The organism is candidate division WOR-3 bacterium (genome assembly GCA_039801085.1).
Lineage (GTDB): Bacteria > Hydrothermota > Tepidihabitantia > Tepidihabitantales > Tepidihabitantaceae > JAOABP01.
This window is the reverse complement of sequence record JBDRTY010000001.1, coordinates 308,833-328,498: the sequence shown is the minus strand read 5'-3', so window position 1 is coordinate 328,498 and position 19,666 is coordinate 308,833. Positions and strand designations below refer to the sequence as shown.

At 56.5% G+C, this 19,666-nt stretch carries 21 protein-coding genes and 1 tRNA gene; 4 read left to right on the top strand and 18 right to left on the bottom strand.

What is annotated here, in order from left to right; translation table 11 throughout:
* Positions 1-76: 76 nt before the first annotated feature.
* The 5 genes from ABIK48_01520 to ABIK48_01500 form a co-directional block, all read right to left on the bottom strand.
* Positions 77-1,006 carry an MJ1477/TM1410 family putative glycoside hydrolase gene (locus ABIK48_01520; GenBank protein MEO0020841.1) on the bottom strand — a complete coding sequence of 310 codons (930 nt, stop codon included), beginning with the start codon at positions 1,004-1,006 and terminating at the stop codon, positions 77-79.
* A complete protein-coding gene (locus tag ABIK48_01515) occupies positions 1,003-1,989 on the bottom strand; it encodes a hypothetical protein (GenBank protein ID MEO0020840.1) in 987 nt (328 codons plus the stop codon). Before ABIK48_01515 ends, ABIK48_01520 begins: the two co-directional genes overlap by 4 nt.
* A 95-nt stretch (positions 1,990-2,084) precedes the next feature.
* The gene (locus tag ABIK48_01510; protein MEO0020839.1) at positions 2,085-2,453 is read right to left on the bottom strand and encodes a hypothetical protein; all 369 of its coding nucleotides are present in this window, start codon (positions 2,451-2,453) and stop codon (positions 2,085-2,087) included.
* 180 nt (positions 2,454-2,633) lie between these two features.
* The gene (locus ABIK48_01505; GenBank protein ID MEO0020838.1) at positions 2,634-3,356 is read right to left on the bottom strand and encodes a methyltransferase; all 723 of its coding nucleotides are present in this window, start codon (positions 3,354-3,356) and stop codon (positions 2,634-2,636) included.
* A complete protein-coding gene (locus ABIK48_01500; GenBank protein ID MEO0020837.1) occupies positions 3,353-4,582 on the bottom strand; it encodes a hypothetical protein in 1,230 nt (409 codons plus the stop codon). Before ABIK48_01500 ends, ABIK48_01505 begins: the two co-directional genes overlap by 4 nt.
* Before the next feature lie 105 nt (positions 4,583-4,687).
* Here ABIK48_01500 and ABIK48_01495 point away from each other — a divergent pair.
* A tRNA-Gln gene (locus tag ABIK48_01495) sits at positions 4,688-4,758 on the top strand.
* Between the two features lie 18 nt (positions 4,759-4,776).
* Here the strand turns inward: ABIK48_01495 and ABIK48_01490 are convergent.
* The 10 genes from ABIK48_01490 to ABIK48_01445 all read right to left on the bottom strand — a co-directional run bounded on the left by ABIK48_01490 (position 4,777) and on the right by ABIK48_01445 (position 14,195).
* A complete protein-coding gene (locus tag ABIK48_01490; protein ID MEO0020836.1) occupies positions 4,777-6,084 on the bottom strand; it encodes a DUF1302 family protein in 1,308 nt (435 codons plus the stop codon).
* A gap of 1 nt (position 6,085) precedes the next feature.
* Positions 6,086-6,814, bottom strand: a complete 729-nt coding sequence (locus tag ABIK48_01485) for an outer membrane lipoprotein-sorting protein (GenBank protein MEO0020835.1) — start codon at positions 6,812-6,814, stop codon at positions 6,086-6,088.
* Positions 6,811-9,063: an MMPL family transporter gene (locus ABIK48_01480; protein ID MEO0020834.1), complete on the bottom strand. Its 2,253-nt coding sequence runs from the start codon at positions 9,061-9,063 to the stop codon at positions 6,811-6,813. The genes ABIK48_01485 and ABIK48_01480 overlap by 4 nt, the downstream gene beginning before the upstream one ends.
* Positions 9,064-9,153: 90 nt before the next feature.
* Positions 9,154-9,477, bottom strand: a complete 324-nt coding sequence (locus ABIK48_01475) for a MarR family transcriptional regulator (GenBank protein MEO0020833.1) — start codon at positions 9,475-9,477, stop codon at positions 9,154-9,156.
* A gap of 149 nt (positions 9,478-9,626) precedes the next feature.
* Positions 9,627-10,892, bottom strand: coding sequence for a replication-associated recombination protein A (locus ABIK48_01470; protein ID MEO0020832.1), 1,266 nt, complete (start codon positions 10,890-10,892; stop codon positions 9,627-9,629).
* An 80-nt stretch (positions 10,893-10,972) separates the two neighbouring features.
* Entirely contained in the window at positions 10,973-12,541 is a 1,569-nt protein-coding gene (locus ABIK48_01465; GenBank protein MEO0020831.1) for an SBBP repeat-containing protein, read from the bottom strand.
* A gap of 11 nt (positions 12,542-12,552) precedes the next feature.
* Complete coding sequence (locus tag ABIK48_01460) at positions 12,553-12,900, bottom strand: hypothetical protein (protein MEO0020830.1); 348 nt, start codon at positions 12,898-12,900, stop codon at positions 12,553-12,555.
* A complete protein-coding gene (locus ABIK48_01455) occupies positions 12,876-13,037 on the bottom strand; it encodes a hypothetical protein (GenBank protein MEO0020829.1) in 162 nt (53 codons plus the stop codon). The genes ABIK48_01460 and ABIK48_01455 overlap by 25 nt, the downstream gene beginning before the upstream one ends.
* 103 nt (positions 13,038-13,140) lie before the next feature.
* Positions 13,141-13,779: a sulfite exporter TauE/SafE family protein gene (locus ABIK48_01450; GenBank protein ID MEO0020828.1), complete on the bottom strand. Its 639-nt coding sequence runs from the start codon at positions 13,777-13,779 to the stop codon at positions 13,141-13,143.
* The gene (locus tag ABIK48_01445; protein MEO0020827.1) at positions 13,776-14,195 is read right to left on the bottom strand and encodes an iron-sulfur cluster assembly protein; all 420 of its coding nucleotides are present in this window, start codon (positions 14,193-14,195) and stop codon (positions 13,776-13,778) included. Before ABIK48_01445 ends, ABIK48_01450 begins: the two co-directional genes overlap by 4 nt.
* An 84-nt stretch (positions 14,196-14,279) precedes the next feature.
* On the opposite strand from ABIK48_01445, the gene ABIK48_01440 reads away from it, so the two are divergent.
* Genes ABIK48_01440 through ABIK48_01430 form a run of 3 tightly spaced genes read left to right on the top strand, consistent with a single transcriptional unit; the run spans position 14,280 to position 16,250 of the window.
* On the top strand, positions 14,280-14,573 hold the full coding sequence (locus ABIK48_01440) for an acylphosphatase (GenBank protein MEO0020826.1): 294 nt from the start codon (positions 14,280-14,282) through the stop codon (positions 14,571-14,573).
* 5 nt (positions 14,574-14,578) lie between these two features.
* Positions 14,579-15,679, top strand: a complete 1,101-nt coding sequence (gene ribD / locus ABIK48_01435; protein ID MEO0020825.1) for a bifunctional diaminohydroxyphosphoribosylaminopyrimidine deaminase/5-amino-6-(5-phosphoribosylamino)uracil reductase RibD — start codon at positions 14,579-14,581, stop codon at positions 15,677-15,679.
* On the top strand, positions 15,660-16,250 hold the full coding sequence (locus tag ABIK48_01430) for a riboflavin synthase (GenBank protein ID MEO0020824.1): 591 nt from the start codon (positions 15,660-15,662) through the stop codon (positions 16,248-16,250). The genes ribD and ABIK48_01430 overlap by 20 nt, the downstream gene beginning before the upstream one ends.
* A gap of 205 nt (positions 16,251-16,455) precedes the next feature.
* Here ABIK48_01430 and ABIK48_01425 read toward each other — a convergent pair whose 3' ends face one another.
* The 3 genes from ABIK48_01425 to ABIK48_01415 all read right to left on the bottom strand — a co-directional run.
* Entirely contained in the window at positions 16,456-16,743 is a 288-nt protein-coding gene (locus ABIK48_01425; GenBank protein MEO0020823.1) for a FlgD immunoglobulin-like domain containing protein, read from the bottom strand.
* 3 nt (positions 16,744-16,746) lie between these two features.
* Complete coding sequence (locus ABIK48_01420; protein ID MEO0020822.1) at positions 16,747-16,995, bottom strand: hypothetical protein; 249 nt, start codon at positions 16,993-16,995, stop codon at positions 16,747-16,749.
* Positions 16,992-19,666 (bottom strand): hypothetical protein (locus ABIK48_01415; GenBank protein ID MEO0020821.1); only part of this gene is annotated, 2,675 nt, incomplete at its 5' end. The genes ABIK48_01420 and ABIK48_01415, both read right to left, overlap by 4 nt.

The window sequence follows — 19,666 nt, the reverse complement described above, 5'->3', positions numbered from 1 at the left end:
ATTAACGGCGTCGGCTTACTTGGCACTTAATAAAATATGCTTCAACAAATACCCCTTGTCAAGTATTTCCCCGCCTTCAGTCCGGCTCGTGTCCCGGATTGATTGTCAACCGGTCCAGCGCCCGCACCGTGGCATAGGGAATGAAACCCATCGACTCCGCCCGGGCGTAAAAATCGTCAATGAGCACCGGTTCGGTCACATAATCAAGCACGAGAACCGGCTTCCCTTCAGAGTGAAACCGATTCAACCGGTCAATGACCTCGGCAGTTGCCTCTGGCGGCTGCGGGCTGTTGTCGTAATACCAGACATCCTCGCGCAGAATGGCAGAGACCACGGTGCGATACTCATCAAACTCCCCCAGACCTTCACCGCCGTTGGGAATGACCAGAAAGTCGCTTCGGCCGCGCACCTGCCGGGTATAGGAGGCAATCCCGCTGACAAACCGGACCATTTCCGAAGCTGCCGGTGCAAACTCTGCCCCGCTCTCTCCCTCCGGACCCCAGTATTCATAGGCGTCAACCACATCCAGCAGGACACCGTCAAAACCGGCGTCAATGATCCTGTCGAGGTAAAGATAAATAATTTCCTGCCAGCCCTGCTCCCAGTAGCGGACCTTGTAATTATCCGGCCAGTCCGGATTGGCATCACCAAGCCAGGAGGGCGCACCCGGATCCGGACGGCCGTCCCGATCCGCATCCCACAGGCTGTCCCAGTACCAGCGGTAGGATTCCGCCTCACCAATGCTCAGATAGGCAATCACCAGCTTACTGCCACCAGGGCTGGTCTTCAGCGCCCGGATCGCATCAGGGCTGAACCGCCCCTCCTCACTCCCGTCCCGGGAATAGTCAATAATCACCAGATCAAACCGGGTGTTTCCGATCGCCTCCAAGTCCACATTCTGAAGCTGGATCAGGTAGTCGTTGAATTTCTGCTGTCCGCTTTCAATCCGGCAGCAGCAGGCGGAAATAATCAGTCCGCTCAGCACCAGAAGCAACCGCCTGCTCATCGCCACTGTTTGAAGATGTGCAGTCCGCCGGCGCCGGAGGCGGCAAAGATGTAGAACCGGTTGCCCGGAATGTCATTGTAGGCAACCAGTTTTCTCGTCAATCCCGGCAGTTCCAGATAGCACACCTCCCGCAGTTTCTCGCTGAGGCTCATCTTGAGCACACTCACCCCGCCGCCATCCGCCACATACACATACTCCCCGCTGGCACAGCCGTCATAGGCAAATCCGCGGGTGTCAAAGCGGTAAAGTGTATCCCCACCGTTGGGAGGTCCGATCCCCACCCCCCAGAGTCCGTCTGCGCCCTCGGCGATAAACAGACCCCGCTGGCCAATGTAGGCGTCATTGCGGAATATCCCCTCCATACCCTCGTAATCGTAAAAAAAATCGGTGTGGTTTATTACCAGCGTATCCGCCACCAGCTGGGCGAAGAAAACCCTGACCCCGTCATTCCGCTGGGCAACCTTGACATCATATTCGTTATTCCGGCCATCAATGTCCACCGCATCGCTGTAATAAAGCAGTTTCTCCTTGTAATGCCAGGGTTCGGGCATGAAGACCGCCAGCTTCTTCGGGGTCAGCACATAGGCAAAGCTCGGGTACTTGGTGTAGGTGATTCCGACAATCGGACCCGTAAGGGTGAAATCCTGCAGACTGACCAGGATCAGCGCGGTGTCCCGGAGGATGAACCGGAAGATATGGCCCGAATCGGTGCCGGCAAAAACAAGCGTATCGCAGGCGTGAATGGCTCGGAAGTGATAGTAAGGGAACTTCCGCTCCGCCACCTTGACGGGTGCGGTCGGCTCGGTCACATCCAGCACCAGCACCCCGGAATCACCGTTGGCGATAAACAGCCGGTTGCCATAAATACACAGGTCCTCAACCTGACCGCCGGTTTGATAGTTAATCACCTCCGGACGATTCGGAAACAGCCGGCACCCAGCGAGGCAGAGGACGGTCAGGATCAGAACGGTCCTGAAACGCATAACTGTCACCTCCGTCATTTGCGTATCTACCGCCTTCACATTCAGAATTTTATCCAGAATCACCATCCAGGCAAATCCGGCACCGACAAAACCGGCTAATCCTCCGGCTCGGTCAGGGTGAACACCTCATCCCGGATCCGCTCAAGCACCTGCCGGTCCAGACCCCGGCGCACCCATTTCTCCAGCAGCACATCAACCTCAATCAAAAGTGACTGTCCGGCAAACCGCAGCCGGCGGGCAAACACCTCCCTTCCGAAGTTGAGATAGAAGGGATAAAGGATGGTCACCACCCCGGCGTCATTCAGCACCTGCCGGACCCGGGTCTCAATCTCCACCAAAAGCTCCTGCATCAGCTCGGTGTTTTTCACCATCCCGGACCGGAGTGCCCGAAGCAGTTCACAAACCCGCTCCGGCTCGGTCTTGACCTGCCATTTCTGAACCCTTTTCAGGGTGTTACTGTTCATAACTTCCTCCTTTCAGTTTGCTCTTTCCTTTCTTCATACAGTTAGAGTCCGGAACCGGGCAGGATTTCACAGCCGGTTTTATTTAATGCATAACATTCGGTATATTGGTATTTTAGATAAAAGAGTTAATCCGAAACTTTAATCAGAGGGGCATGCCCGGGGCTGGCCCCGGTTCTGTGGTCATGCCTGCCGTGCTGTTTTCTGGGGATGGCGGTTCAATGCCGGCAGGAGCACCGGCACGGTCCTGGAATATGCCTCATAATCCGGTCTCATATTTGCCTTAAGAACCCGCTCCTCATAACGCACCTGTGCCCAGATCAGCGGCAGTCCCAGCCCCAGCACCAGCACCACCCCTCCCCAGGAGTTGAACACCAGCGCTGCACCCAGCAGCTGAATCAGAGTGCCAAGATAGCGCGGATGCCGGCAGAGCCGCTGAAATTTCAGCCCCAGAAACTTCTTTGTCGGTATGAGCAGTTCACCACTGCCCGATTTGCGCTGGATGATGCGGAGAATGCCGAAAAGGGTTGCCAGCCGGAGCCAGGTTCCGAAACCGAAAATCAGCAGCCCTAATACTCCGAAAACCGCGGGTGGCAGGGGAATCTGGGTCAAACGCCACCAGATATAGTCCGCTCCCAGATAGCCGAGCAGCGGATAGACATAGAAGGCGAAGAGTGCCCGCCAGAAGCCGTGGGGCTCAACCACTCCGGACTGGAAGAATGGGGAACCGAAGTAGTACTCCACTCCGAGCCACAGGACAAAAATCCAGGCAAAGAGTGTAGGCAGAATCGCCCGTTCCGGTGCCGCATCGTGAAAGAAATTGGTGAAAAAAATCAGAAAGTAAACGGTGATCAGCACGGTCCAGATGAACCTGCCCCAGCGGAAATGGAGGTTGAACCCGCTCATCGCTTCCCCTGTGCCTGCAGGATGTCCGCCGCATACTGATAAAGGGGCAGGAGTGTGAATTCAAACCCGCGGGTATAGATTTCCGGATGCGCCTCAAGCAGACTCGCAGGCATCATTACCCGGTATCTCTTGTGTGCCATCAGTCTGCCACCGGGCAGATTTTTTCTGGTCTCAATTTTCAATCCCGGCTGACTGGCAAGCTGGCGGATTTCGCTCCCCTCCAGCTGGACCAGCGCCCATCTGCCGGGTTCGGTAAAGACCTCAGCCAGCCGGCGTTGGGTGATCATACCGGGAAATATCGTATCCCGGACCAGCCGGAGCGTATCATAGACAATCACCTCTGCCAGCCTCAGGTCCATCAGCCCGTCAATGACCGCCTTGCGCAGAATCCGGGGCGGAATTTTTACCCGGCTCTCGATAACCGGTGCCTGTGCCCGGGTTTCATATTCCGCAAGCAGGGAGTCAATCCGCTGCTGAACCGCGGGTTCGGGCACAAGTGAATTCAGGTCAAGCTCGGTTTTTGTCAGGTTGTTCAGCCGGGAACCAAGGAATACCAGATCATAACGGAAAACCCTGCCCGGCTCAGCGGTTAAAGTCAGGTCATAACCGCTGAACTGACCACTGGCGCCTGCGGGCAGAATGAGTAGCCGGAAATCGGTATTGCGGGCAATAAGCCCGGAAATCTTCCTTGCCGCATATTCAGGGGAAATCAGCCTTAATCCCTGCTGATACCGGCGCCAGTCGCTGGTGTCGGTATAGAGCGCGGTGATACCGAAACTGATCCCGCCGGCATTTCTGGTCATCCAGGGATGGGCAACCGGCATGCCCAGGCTGTCCTCAAGATTGGCACACAGCACCCGCAGCCGTGCCCGGTCCACCAGCAGTTTCAGCCGGTTCACCCCGAACCCGAGCCAGTCCGAAGTCAGCAGGACCACATCGCACCCCGCAGCCGAGGGCAGGTCAGTAAGCAGTTCACCATCGCTGAACCGGAGCGGTCCGCGGGTGTCTGCTGAGATGCCACCGTCAATCCAGATAACCGGTGTTCTGCCTCTTATCTCCGCCACCAGTTTTGCCATTCCTGCCCGCCCCTCGGGTGTGAGTCCAGAGGAAACAAAGACGGTCACGAACCGCTCTGCCGGCTTGACCTCATGCCGGGCACAGGCGGAAAAAAGTATCAGCAGAATGAAAACCGGCAGCAGGAAGGATAATAATCTTGCAAATCGCACGATTAGCCATTATATTGCATCATCAGCAGGTGTCAATCACCACTCCTCAGAAGGATGCCGGACTGACTTGACTTTGATCTCTCCAGAATTAATCTTTTATCGCACTGGGGGATCGTCTAACGGTAGGACGGCTGGCTCTGGACCAGCTAGTCGGGGTTCGAATCCCTGTCCCCCAGCTCTCCCTTCCTGCAAACTCAGAACTGATAACTGATTCCAAAACCCAGTTCCCGCACCCGGTCCAGAGGTGCAAATGCGGAACCGGTTTTTCCGGAAAACACCAGTCCGGTCAGCTCCAGGTTCAGTCCGCTTACCGGTGTAATTCGCACCAGCGGTATCAGCCCGAATGAGCGCTTTTCCAGCTCCAGGACCCCGCCGAGCCGGACCAGCAGCCGGTCCGAAATGAACCGGTGCTCAAGTCCGGCAAGCAGAAAGTCCCGCACCGGCTCAGTCTGAAGCCGGGCAAGCGGAAAATCGCCGTGCAGATACTGGAGGTTGAGATAAAAACCGGCAAATGAGTAGTCTATGCCACCGATTACCGACAGCCGGTCACTGAGCATGGTGTCATCGTAAAAGGCATATGCCGCCTCTGCCCACAGCCCGATCCCGGCAAGCTCGGTTGCCAGATCCGCACCGAAAACCGTCTTCTGCGGAAAGAACTCATTAAGCACAAAATCCAGTCGCTGCTGGGCAAAATCGGTCGTCAAAACCGGCTGTGCCTCAGGAAGAAAGTCATATCCGCGCAGACCGCTGAGCGAGAAATCAAACCTGCCGAGATGGGTCCTGACCCTGCCACCCCAGGTGAGATCCTTCAGTGTCTGATCCGGCAGGTTCATCAGCTCCCGGATGCGGATGTCAAACTGACCCGCAATCTGCTCCGCAAGCACCGGGTCATAGCCCATGCCGATCAGCTGTGCCACCAGAGCGGAACGCAACTCCTGGGCGGTCGGCAGAATCCTGGCATCATACCAGGAACCAGGCGGGTTGAGTGCAGGCTCGAAAACCGGTTTCAGACCGAACTCCATACCCAGTGCGTTTAATGGTGAATATCCCAGATGCAGCATCCAGACCGGTCGCCGGCGGTCCCAGACAAGCGGATCGGAATAGTCCGGAGTGGTAAAGTTGTCGGTCGGATTGATCACATCCGCACTGCCCCAGTGCACCCGCTGTCTGCCTGCGGTAAAACTCAAACCCGGCACCAGGTCGTAAAACCGGACATATGCCTCATCAAGAAGCACACTCACCGGTTCAACGATGTCCGCCTCACTGAGCTGGGTCGCACTGTTTATCAGCGGAAACCCCTGTGCCCGGATTGTGAACCCGAGCTTTGTTTCCAGCCTTTCATTTGCCAGCGGCGTAAAAACCAGACTGCCGGCAGTATTAAAGAAACTGAAACGGGAGCTGTCGCGATCCTCGATCCGGAAAAGCGCCCGGCTGGACAGCTCGCCCTGAACCGGAACCTGACCCGCAGACAGCAGACTGAAAATCAATGCCCAGACCGCCATCTCATCCTCCTTTCTTCATATTCTCCTCAGAAAAATAGCTGTCCCGGATTCCGATGTTCAGTTCCGCACCTCTCAGCCGCAGTTCGGTAACACTGCCCTTTGCCCTGTTTTCCAGCCGGATGAGCCAGGGCATCCAGACCCCTTTTTCCTGCTGGAACTCGGCAAAGATGATGCGCTTGCGCACCCCGCCCTCCCGGTCCAGCTGTTCTACCTGCAGAGGCAGAAACCGCTCCTTTTCCACCCAGAGCCGGCTCTGGGTCCCGCCGTCATCAATCAGCAGCTGATACGCCCGGACACCGTTGAGCTCGGTCTCAACCGGCACACCCCGCACCCGGCTGGAGCCGAAGGAGATGTTTGCCATTTCCCGGTAGGAGAAATCCGAACCGCCGAAACTGGCTTCAGCCGCACTGCCGGAAATCCGGCGCACCCTGCCCTGTGATGGCAGATAAACCCACATATTTTCCGGAGATGTGCTCATGAAGCTGACCCCGCGCAAATCTGCCGGCTCAAGAAACCGCACCAGCAGTTTATTATCACCCTTCATCACCATCCGCAGAACCCGCTCCTGAACCCGGCCGTTCTTATCGGTAATCCTCATTACCGCCTCAATCCGGCGGTCTGCGGCGGTCGTTGCCTGCCGCATCCGGTTCAGCACCTCATCGCCGCTCATTGCCGCTACTACGGCACTGAGGCACAGTAGAATTAAAGTGAGAGCTTGCATCCTTTTCATTTTTTATCTCCTTGGTTTGTCTTTAAAACCCCTGCCAGCACTGCCGGCACGAGCAGCAGTGCGGCAAATCCGGAAAAAAGCATCGCCCCGGCAATCAGCAGTCCGAATTTCTGCACAATCATCAGCGACGAACCGCCGAGCACCGCAAAGCCCAGCCCGACCGCGAGTGCATTGGTGAGAATCGGTGGTCCGACCGCCTGCACGGTCCGGGTCAGTCGTGACCTGATATCCTTTTCTCCTGACTCTTCACGGAATCGGGCGATCAGATGGCAGGAATAATCAATCCCGATACCCACCGCAATCGAACCGAGCATTGCGGACACCACATCCACCCTGATCCCGAAAAGCCCCATCAGCCCGAACGCCATTGCCAAGGTAAAGCCGACCGGCAGGACCGCAGCCAGACCCAGCCTCAGTGAACGGAACATCACTGCGACCAGCGCCACAACCGCCAGCAGGGCAGCAATGATGCTCCAGAGCTGGCTTGTGGCGATCCCTTCATGCAGGGCATAGATCGCCAGCGGTACACCGCCCAGCCGGACCCGGACCTCCGGACCGAAATCCCTTCTGATCAGCGCTCGGATCTCTCTAATCGCCCTCCCCAGCTCCGCACTGCTGTGCTCGTTGAACTGGGCGGTGATCCGGGCAAGCCGGTAATCGGGGGTCACCAGACTGGCAAGGTAGTCGGAACCGGAAAAGGAAAGCAGGAGAAGATACTGAGCAACCTCATCCCGGTTTTGAGGCAGCACCTCAGCATCCTGCCGGTTCTGATTGAATGCCCGGTTGGTTGATTTCAGCACCTCAACGATTGAGCTGATATGAGTGATATGCTCAATCTGCTCCAGGTCACTGCTGAATTTTTCCATCTGGCTTAATACCGCCGGGTCCTGAATATCACCCTCGACCAGAATCTCAAACTGCAGTTCACCACCGAACTGCCGGTTGACAATCTCTGCTGCCCGGGCAGGTTCGGAACCGGATTTGAAATAGCGGACAAAATCGGTCTCCGGTCTGACCCGGCTCCCGGACAGCAGAGCGATCACGAATACAAACACTGCGATTATCAGCACCGTGGTTCTGAACCGGATAATCCGTTGAGCAAACTGACCCAGCCATCGGGCTGACCGGGAAGGAGTTTCTGACCGGACTCTTGCCGGCTTCACCGGCAGCAGCATCAGCAGTGCCGGCAGAAAGACGACCGCCAGCACAAAGGAAACCGCAATCCCGACAACAGCAAACAGAGCAAAGACCCTGATTGCTACTACCTTCATCACCAGGTTGGCAGCAAATCCCGCAGCAGTGGTAACCATCGCCAGGAAGACCGGCACCCCGGTTCTGCCGACCGCCCGCTCCACCACTTCCCGCCGGTCCAGACCATTGCGACTCTCCTGCTGCCAGCGTTCCAAAATGTGAATCCCGTAGGCGCTGCCGACAGCAAGCAGAATCGGTGGCAGCACAACCATTACAATCGTCACCGGCTGGCGGAACAGCCCGACCAGCCCCATCGTCCAGACAACCGCCACCAGCACGACCAGCAGTGGCAGCAGTGTTCCGCCCCAGGTCCGGCTCGCCACCCCCAGAACCATGAGCAGCACCAGCACTACCAGCGGAATCAGCTTCAAGAGATCAGCAACCATCCAGCGCCGGACAAACTCCATCAGCGCCGGTGACCCCGCAAGGGAAACCCGGCCCGGAAAGTGTGCCTGTTTAACTGCCGTCTCAATCTGCCGGATCGCCTGCGCCTTGTCCACATCAGGTCTGAGCCGGACCAGAATCAGCGCTGCCTTCCCATCCTCTGCTACCAGCCTGCCCCGGTAACGCCGGTCAGCAAGTACCCGGGCACGCAGTGACTCCAGACCCGCCCGGGTTGACGGAATGGAATCAATCAGCCGGGATATCACCACCTCATCACCGCTTCCGCGGACATCCTGCAGATTATTCAGCGCGGTCACCTGATTGACCGTACTAATGGCTGACAGTTGTTCTACCAGTCTTTCGATACCGGAAAGCACCGTCGGACTGAAGAGACTTTCGGACTCAATAACCACAATTGCCTGCTCCGAACCGCCAAACTCCCGGTCCACCACCCGCAGCACCTCAACTCCCGCCTCACCGGCAGGCATCATCCTGGTGACTTCCGCATCAATCTTCAGCTCCTTGAGGAAATAGCCCAGCACCAGCGTCAGTAGCCCGACTCCGGCTGTAATCCAGACCGAATACCGGTATACCAGCCTCGGCAGCCACCGCATCAGCAGTTTACCCCCGGTTTACCGTTAATAATATAAAATGTAAACATAGTTAATTGTAAATAATGTTAACTATCAGTCAAGAAAAAAAGATCAGTCGCCGTCCGCCAGGCCGAGCGCCAGCTGCTCCAGGGTCTGAATGAACACCTTGAGATCGGCTTCGGGAATCCGCTTCATCATCCGGCGCAGCCCCTGCCGGTTCTGCCGGGCAAGGTGGTGTGCCAACCGCTGTCCCTCTGAAGTCAGCTGAATCAGCACCAGCCGCCGGTCCTGCTCGGAACGCCGGCGCTCGATCAGCCCCTTTCTCACCAGCCGGTCCACCAGACCGCTCGCATTTGCCCGCGAGAGCCCCAGTGTCTGGACAAGCTGGTTCATACTCGTCCGGTTCAGCCGCAAAAGGGTCAGGAGGATCATCATCTGGGAAAAGGAAAACTCCTGTCCCAGTGCCTCAACTGAGGTCAGCAGCTTCAGCCCCCGGACAAGCAGCGGTCCGAGCCATTCCAGCTTGGTAAGATAAAAGTCCTCTCTGGTGCCGATAGCTAATTATCGGGATATTTTGCCAGCTGTCAATCAGTACCTTCTTCCCGGTCCGGCCGCCGCTGCCGTTTTTTCAGTTCCGCCTCAAATCCCCGGCCGGTGGGAAAATAGTATCTTCTGCCCCGGAGTGAATCCGGCAGGTGCTCCTGCTCCACCCGGGCATCGGGAAAATCATGGGCATACTTATATCCTTTGCCGTAACCCAGATTCTCCATCAGCGGGGTCACCGGATTGCGCAGATGCAGGGGAACCGGTTCGGTGAGGCTGTTGAGTGCATCCTGTTTTGCCCGCAGGTATGCCTGATAGACCGCATTGGACTTCGGCGCCAGCGCCAGATAGATCACCGCCTGCGCCAGTGCGGTATTACCCTCCGGCATCCCGATAAAATCCACCGCCTCCTTGGCGGCATTGGCAACGAGCAGGGCATCCGGATCTGCCAGCCCGATGTCTTCCGAGGCAAACCTGACCAGTCGGCGGGCGATATAGAGCGGGTCCTCGCCGGCCTCGAGCATCCGTGCCAGCCAGTAGAGCGCTCCGTCCGGGTCCGAATCCCGGAGCGACTTGTGCAGGGCGGAAATCAGGTTGTAATGCTCCTCTCCCCCCTTGTCATAAAGCAGAAACTTCCGCTGGACGATCTCCTGTGCCAGCTCCCACGTCACCCTGCGCTTTCCGGTTTCATCCGGCTCGGTGGAGATCACCGCCAGCTCCAGTGCGGTCAGCGCCACCCGCGCATCACCCTGAGCGATGACGGTAAAATAGTCAAGGACATCATCTCCGACCTCGGGCTTGAGCCCTGCCAGCCCCTGCTCTGACTCCAGCGCCCGGCGCATCAGCACCTTCAGCTCCTCAGGGCGCAGCTGATTCAGCACATAAACCCGGCACCGGGAAAGCAGCGGGGCAATCACTTCAAATGAGGGGTTCTCGGTTGTGGCACCGATCAGCGTAATCACACCGGACTCGACATAAGGCAACAGCGCATCCTGCTGTGCCTTGTTGAACCGGTGAATCTCGTCGATGAAGAGAATTGTCCGGCGCCGGAACAGCTGCCGGTTGTCCTGTGCCCGTTTGACCGCCTTGCGGATATCGGCGACACCGGAGGAAACGGCGGAAATCTGAATGAAGTCCGCAGCCGTGTATTGGGCAATTGCCAGGGCGAGGGTCGTCTTCCCGGAACCGGGCGGACCCCAGAAGATCATCGAGTGCAGTTCGCCCCGCTCCAGCATCCGCCGGAACGGCTTGTCTCTGCCCAGCAGATGCTCCTGTCCGACAATGCTGTCCAGCTCCTTGGGCCGCATCCGGTCCGCCAAGGGTGCCAGTTCAACACTCACAAGTTCATTATACCCGCAGGAAAATAATTGACAAGGTATATTCTGGATTAACGGACGATCAGCTTACTGGTCAATACACCTTCGGCGGTAACTCCTTTAATCAGATAAACACCCGGACAAACCCCGATTAAATAGCAGGTCAGATCAACCTGCCCTCTGACCGGATAACTCATAATCAGCCTGCCGGTGATATCATAGAACCCGAGACTTGAAAGTCCGAGTCGGGAACGAATCCGGAAGCAAGAACGGGCTGGATTGGAAACCACCATGATCGGAGTGCTGTTTACCACCGGCTCGTTTTCGGTGATGCCGGGTCCGGAAGCCAGATATTTAATTGTGCACCAGTCATAATCAAAACAGCCATTTTTCTTCTTGGTTACATAGCCGGCAGTGTATACACAACTTTCAGTCGGATCAATCTCAAGGTCATATGCCCATCCCCAGTTCTCACCTTCGTAATAACGAGCCTCCCACTGCAGATTCCCCAGAGAATCATATTTCAGCAACAGATAGTCGCTCCTCAGAACCGTGTCGCTCCGGCGGCTATCGCTGTATCCGCAGACATAGATATTCTTCTGAGCATCGACACCGATCGCAAACGGATAATCATCTCCCCCATAGCCAGTATATCTCCGCTGCCATATTTCAGTACCATCGGCAGCATATTTCACCAGCACAATGTCAAAATTGGTGACCATCCCCGGCCTTTCGGCAGTCCCAATCGCGACATAACAGTTGCCATTCCGGTCAACCGCCAGTGTCTGCCCCACATCATAACCCGGACCCTCAAAAAATCTTACCCATTGTCTCACACCATTACTGTCATACTTGACCGTGGCTGCTGCATAGGGACCGGATTCATTCAGCAGACTGCCGACTACATATAAATCACTGCAGTCACTCAGTCTTACTTTATTTATTACTCCGTTCAACAACTCCTCGCTGATCCCCCATTCCCGCTCGCCACTGGATTTATATTTTACAATGCGATATGCCCATCTGCCATCGGCGTAACTGTATCCTCCGCAGTAAACATTATTTAGTGAATCAACCGCCATGCTGACAAACCAGTTTCCGGCAGAATCAACCCGTATCCACTCCTCATTACCATTGGCATCATATTTTATTGTAATTGCATACCTTGTGTCCAGATAATAACCAGTCACATATACGTTTCTTCGTGTATCCACGGCAACGTCACTACCCCAGAAAGCCGGACCGCAATGTCGAACCCATAACTGTTCTCCTTCAGATGAATATTTGAGCACGAAACTGTCGCCGGCAACAATCGCATTACCCTCAGAATCGGCTGTAATCGTCAATCCGAACCCGCGGGGGAAAAACTTCACCCATTGCCTTTCACCGCTACCGGTGTATTTCATCGTGCAGTAAGCCGGAACAGTTTCTCCCTGATCAACTAGTGTCACATAACCGGTTAACAATAGACAGCCTGAGGAATCGAGAGCTAAGGAATAACAGTTATCCATCCCGTTAGCAGGACCGTCATAGGTTCGGACCCAAACCTGAGCAAACACATAATAACCCGGATGCAGAGCAGGTTGCAGCACGGCAGAACCGATTGCAATCAGCAGTCCGCACCACTTCCTGCTCTGCATCTTCCCTTAGTCTACTCTTCAGAGCTGAAGGGCGGAATGGGCTCGGGCGGCCGGTCGCGGTAGATATTCAAAGTATCAGCATCAAACAGCCGGACTTCAGAATATTCCATCTCTTTGCTCCAGTCACTGTAATACCATCGCTGTGTAAGCTGGTCCTGCCGCTTGGCATAAAACCGCCAGCGATACCGGGAATCGCGCGGAATGTAATAACTGCCATTCGGTCCAAAACGGCTGAATTTGCATCTCCAGTAATAAGGCGGAAAGTCGCACAATCCCCCGGGTCCGGTATAACCCGCAGCATAGCGGGCTGCCGGTTCATTGGTCGTAATGATGCTTACATAGGCGACAAAACTGAGCATCGGTTAGCACACATACCATTTTGCATGGTAAATAGCCACAACCCTTCGGAGTCGGGATTGTCATCAGCAAACGCAATCCCGATGACAGTCACGCTGAATGCCGTTGCGACAATCAGCGCCTTCCAGCTTGCAAACATCGCATCTCCTTTCACAGCCGGGGCTGGCATCCGGCTGCGTCTTAATTTTAATTATACTCTCTCTCTCTCTTGTCAAATAAATTCACGCAACTGAGAAATGGACTCAAAATACGCTCAACAGTGTGCGCAATGCGAGCACCACGAAGTAAAATCCGGTAACCACCGCCACGATGCGGGCAGCGCTCCGGGGCGGATCCCAACGGACAAGAAAACCGGCAAATAACAGCGGTAGAAAGTAGACCGAGGTCGCCAGAAAGAAAACCAGAAAGAACAGCGCCCCGCTGAGCACGCCGGCGTAATCAAGAACAGTTGCCAGTGCGAGCAGAAACGGCGGACAGGGACTTGCCCCTGCCAGCAGCCCGAGGAGAAAAGGAAACCGGCCCGAATTGAGCTGGGGCTGAATCAGCCGGCAGAACCTGAGCCGGGTGAACGGATCAAAGACGGTAATGCCGTAAATTATCATCAATCCGCCCAGCAGGAGATAGATAACCGGCAGTGCTGCTGTCCGCAGGAAAACAGGTCCGCTCAGCCGGGCGCCGGCAAGACCGGCAAGAATACCGAAAAGGAGATAGGCGACCAGCCTGCCCGCCAGAAATGATAACAGCCGGACCGCTGCCGGATAAAAACCGGCCCGGTCCGAACCGGCAAGCACCGGCAGCACCACCGGCAGACAGAAACCGAGACAGGATGTGCCGGCAGACAGACCGAGCATTACCGCCCGGACGAAAAGCCCGGGACTCATCGCCGCACCCGGATTTGCGGGTCAACCCTGACCGTCACACCGTTGATTCCGGGTGTATTCACCAGCGTCTCGAGCACCGCCCTGCCCAGCGGCTCAATAAACGGGCAGTAGGGCGTTGTCAGTCCCAGCACCACCCGGACATTCCCCAGCGTATCGAAATCCAGACTCTCCACCAGCCCGAGCCGGAAGATGTCAGAACCCAGCTCCGGATCCGACACCAGTGACAGCCGGTAAAGCAGAAGCAGGGTGTCCGGTGCCGGACCGCCGGGCAGTCTGCCCCTGCCCTGGAGCACAAGCGGTGTTACTGCTCTCCTGCCGAACCGCAGCCAGTGCGGCAGGATCACCAGAACACTGCCGGCAATGACCAGGAGCAAAACCGCCACCAGCCGCCACCATCGGTTCTTACCCGTGCTCACAGGAATATTCTATCAGAAAAATCCTCCGGGTAAAACAGGACTGCCCTTTATTGACAACCGGCAGTTTTTACCTATGCTTGAATCATGAGCGCAACGGGAAACAAGGCTTCACTTTCCGCCTATGTCGCCGGCAGGGTTCAGGGGGTCTTCTTCCGGATGTTTGTCCTGAAGGAGGCGCGGACGCTCGGTCTGACCGGACGGGTGCGCAACCTGCCTGACGGCAGGGTTGAGGTCAATGCCGAAGGCGAACGGGAAAAGCTGGAAAAACTGGTGGCAAAACTGCATCAGGGACCGCCGGGGGCGATTGTGGAAAATGTCAAGTTGGAGTGGGGCGAATACCTGCACGAATACGACGACTTCCAGATTGACTATCGGTAAAGTTTATGCCCCGCTGGACTGAAGCCGACCGCCGTTTCATGCTTGAGGCGCTGGAGCTGGCGTTTCAGGGCTGCGGTCTGGTCTCCCCCAACCCGATGGTCGGTGCGGTGCTGGTAAAGGAGGGTAAAATTGTCGGCCGGGGTTATCACCGCCGGTTCGGCTCTGCCCATGCGGAGGTGGAAGCGCTGCGGGCTGCCGGCTCAAGGGCAAAAGGCGCAACTCTCTATGTTACAATGGAACCCTGCTGTTTTGAGGGCAAAACCCCTGCCTGCACCGATGCCCTGCTCCGTGCCGGCATCAGAAAAGTGATTGCCGCCATGCTTGACCCGAACCCGAAGGTCAACGGTGCCGGTGTCCGCTGTCTGCGCCGTCAGGGAATTACGGTTGAGGTCGGACTGCTGGCAAAGGCGGCACGCCGGCTCAACGAAGCCTATATCACCTATATGAGCGAACACCGCCCCTTCGTCATGCTCAAGGTGGCAGCGACCCTGGACGGCATGATGGCAACCGATGAAGGCGAATCGCAGTGGATCACCGGCGAACGGGCGCGGGCGGTGGGGCAGTTTCTGCGCCTGATGGCAGATGCGGTCCTGGTCGGGGTCAATACGGTAATCAAGGACAATCCGCGCCTCACCTGCCGGCTGAACGGCGAAAAACGGCTCCACCGGATCGTTCTGGACTCCAGCCTCCGGATTCCGCCTGACAGTCGGCTCTTTGCCGAACCCGGACCGGTGCTGGTCTTCACTGCCTGCCGGCAGCAGAACCGGATCCGGATGCTCGAAGGCAAAGGTGCGGAGGTTGTCCGGGTCCGGCTCGACCGCCGGAACCGGCTGAACTGGCAGGACATATTAAATGAGCTTTACCACCGGCAGATCGCCTCGGTCCTGATTGAAGGGGGAGCGACCGTCGCCTCCTCTGCCCTGGAGGCCGGGGTTGTGGACAAGGCGTATATCTTTCAGGCACCGAGGATACTTGGACCGGGAAAACTGTTCAGCGCCGGGCTCAGACCGCGCAGCCTGAATACTGCCATCACCCTGCGCGATGTCCGCCATGTTGAACTGGGTGATGACATCCTTACCGAGGGTTATGTTTACCGGTTTAGTTGAGGCGCAGGGTAAGGTCCGCCGGATTACCGCTGCCGGTGCCCGCCGTTATCTTGAGATCACTGCACCCTTTGCCGCCGAACTCAAACCGGGTGAAAGTGTTGCGGTCAACGGCTGCTGCCTCACCGTAACCAGAGTAACGGCAACCGGTTTTGAAACCGAGGCGACCGCTCCGACACTCAGCCAGACCACACTGGGCAGTCTGCGGACTGGAGCGCAGGTCAACCTGGAGCGGGCGCTTAAGGCTGGCGACCGGCTCGGCGGTCATATCCTGCTTGGCCATATTGACGAAGTCGCAAGGGTAAAGTCCGTTCAGCGTGGCACCGGTGCCATCCGGCTGGTGATTGCGGTCCGGCCCGAAAACCGCCGGTATCTGGTGGAAAAGGGCTCAATTGCGGTTGACGGGGTCAGCCTGACGATCCAGCACTGCCGGCAGAACGAATTCACCGCGAGCATCATCACCCACACCTGGGAAAACACCACCCTGAAGCACCTGCGTCCGGGGTCAAAGGTCAATATTGAATATGACATCCTCGTCAAATCGGCACAGCGTGCCGGCATCTCTGCCCGCTGATATCCCTGCTTTGGACCGGCAATCTCGACAGTACCTCATACCAGATTTTCAGCCGGATCCCCTCTCCCCAGCCGCTGAGGGGCATGCCCGGGGCTAGCCCCTAAGTCATTGCAGAAAATCAACTTAGTATTAAAATTCACCTTTTAAGTATTTATAAAAAAGCGGGACGGGTTCTCCCCGCCCCGCTTGAGCTTCTGACTCAGTCTCAGCGTCCGAAGAGCAGTTTCACCGTCTGGCGGTGAGCACCGGCACAGAACTGGCAGAAGTAGACCCCGCCGGCAAGCGCTCTGCCTGAACCGTCCTGTCCATCCCAGACCAGACGGTAAACACCCGGCTTCTGGATTGCGTTCACCAGTGTCCGCACCACTCTGCCGGAAAGGTCAAGGATCTGCAGACTGACCGGACCCGCCTGTGCCAGCGAGTAGCAGACGACCGTCCGGCGGAGAAACGGGTTGGGTGCGGGCTGGTAAAGCCGGGTCACCAGCGGCGACACCGCCTACTGGTCAAACTGCTGTCTTTCCTCCAGCCCGACTGCCGGCTCCGGCTGCCAGAAGCCGATGAGCGCCAGCAGGTTGGTTCCGCTCATCCTGCCGGTTGCAGTCTGACCGATGGTGGCACCACAGCGGTAATCACCGGCAAGTATACCGCCACCTGCTGCCACCACCTGCCAGTCACACCGGTAGGGCTGGGCAGAAACTATCAAAGCCAGCAGGATGACTCCCAGAAGAGAGATAAACGGTTTCATCGCTCCTCCATTATCTTCCTTTCCAGTTGCGGCGGATTCTTCATCTGCTCATAGCGCTGTCTGCCCGCAGCAGTGCGGAAATCAATACCCTGCGCCTTGCCTTCGCGCTCCAGCTGCTCCATACAGCCGGAGAGGAACTCGTCATCCAGCATCCTGCCGGCAAGTTCACCAGCCTTTTTCTGCTCCACCGGCATCAGCCGCCGGATCACCTCAGCCGAGACATCCTGCCGCTCACCGGTCACCTGCCAGTAGACCTTGGTACCCGGCTTGCCGCCGATTACAAAGGTATTTCCTCTGATGTCCACAGCAACATAGACATTGGAAGTCCCGACACCGGTCAGCTGGATTCGCGGTCTGCGGTTCAGGGCGCTGAAGTATTCTGGCAGATGGACAGTGGCACGACCCGATGCATCCAGCACAACCTCACCATCATAGAGATTGCGCATCTCCGGACCCTCAATAAAGTAGTGATTGAGGATCTTGCCGTAGGGGTCAAGCGGATGGTCAATGGTAAAGCTTCCACCTGCCTTGGATAGGGTGCCGCAGCGGAGCTGGTTGGAGGCGGTAGCGCTCTGACCGTTGAAGGCAGCAGAGTTGGTATAAAAGACTACCGAGTGATTATTGGCAGTAAAACTGAAATAACCCACGGATGAATCGGCGTAGCCACCGCAAACTGTTGCATATGGCTCACTTGCCAGATTGTACTGCCCCCCACAAATGGTGGAGTTATTGCCTGAGGCATTATTCCTCCATCCACCAGCTACTACGCTTAAACCGCCGCTGGCGGTATTAAAATCACCCCCTCCTATGAAGGCATCGCTACCGTCAGCGATGTTAATGTAGCCACCACACACGGTTGAGTAATCACCACGACTGACATTGTTGACACCACCACCTACGAAAGAATAGTCGCCTATCGCACTATCCCGGATGCCGCCAGCGACCGTGCTGTAAATGCCGCTGGCATAATTTAACCTACCGCTGCCGATAAAAGCATATTTGGCGGTCACTGCATTCTCATAGCCACCAGTGACTGTCGCTCCGGTATCCTCAGCTGCATCTCCGGCAAGATTGCTGAATCCCGAAAGCACTCCGCCGAGATAACCTTTTACCGTATCAGCCCAACCACCGCCAACTACGGCATAACCGCCACTGGCGACATTGCGATAACCACCACCGACTGTGCTCATACTGCCGCTCGCGGTATTTTCCATCCCGCCACCGACGGTGCTGTAATTACCGCTGGTGGTATTGAACCCCCCGCCTCCTATCGCTGCCCCGGTATTGCTTGCATGGTTGCTCCATCCGCCACTGACCGTCGTAAACATATCTGTTGCCCGGTTGTATTCACCACCACCGACCGTTGCATCCTGAGCACTGGCGGTATTATTGACGCCACCAGCAACCGTTGAGTAATTACCACTGGCGGTATTGGTATAGCCGCCCCCGACCGTTGCGTAATTATTGCTGGCGGTGTTAATGTAGCCACCGCCGACAAAAGTAAACTTGGCAGTGGCAGAGTTTCTAAAGCCACCAGCAACAGTTGCTGCGGTATCAGCATTCCCGTCACCGCCAAGATTGTCGTAGCCGGAAAGTGCACTGCCATAAACCCCGAAGACTGTGTCGCGCGCACCGCCCGCCACCGTAGCAAAGTCACCGCTGGCAGCATTGCAAAATCCGCCACCAATAGAACTGTGATTTCCTACTGCTGCGTTGGAAGAACCTCCCAGAACTGCTGCAAAATCACCTGTTGCACGGTTCCCGCTGCCCCCACCAACCATCGAGCGGGCACCGCTTGCGGTATTTTGAACACCACCGGCAACGGTAGTGTAGTCATTTGTGGAATTATTATAGAAACCACCTCCTACTGCACAGCCAGCATGGCTCCCCCCGTTGACACCGGTAGTACAGGCATAGCCCAGATTGGTGTGGGTATGGCGGTTGATGCCGTAAAGCATATTATAAGCACCACCACGGGCGATACCCAGCTGCCTGATGGTATAAAGCACCGAGTCCGGCGCTCCGCGGACCCAGGCATTGTCGCCCGCCCCGATACTATCATTTCTCGGTGCCCAGGTAGAACCGGTCCATTTCAGTACCTGACCGGTGGTGGCGCCCATCTGATGCAGGTTTGCTCCTAAAATTGTACCATTGGCAATATCGGCGGAGATGATTGTTCCATCCTGAATCTTAGCCGAAGTAACGACATTATTGGCAATCGTCGGGTTAGGATAGGTTCCGGTTAAATCACCACCAGCGGTCTGCCCCTCGTTGACATATTTGGCGCTCAGAGTTAATGTTCCTTCATACAGATCAGTCGCAACTCCGCTCCGGCCGTAGTCATTGGCGATGGTCAGGAAAGCTGAAGCATGGTTACCATCCAGCAGGTCAGCATTGAGGTTGGTGACCACTGTGCCGGTGCCGGCAAGCTTGGAATCGCTGATGCCGGCAGTTGCCGAAATGTCAGAATTGGTAATCGTGCCATCCTGAATTTTTGCCGAGTTGACCGCATTGTCAGCAAGGTCGGCATTACCAACCTGCCCGTCCGTGATCATCCCGCTGGTAACCGAGTTCGCCTGCCCCTCGTCAACAAACTTGGCACTCAGGGCAAGCGTATCCTTGCCCTGAAGCCGGTGTGAGTTACCAGCCACCCGCGCACTGTCCACCGCCG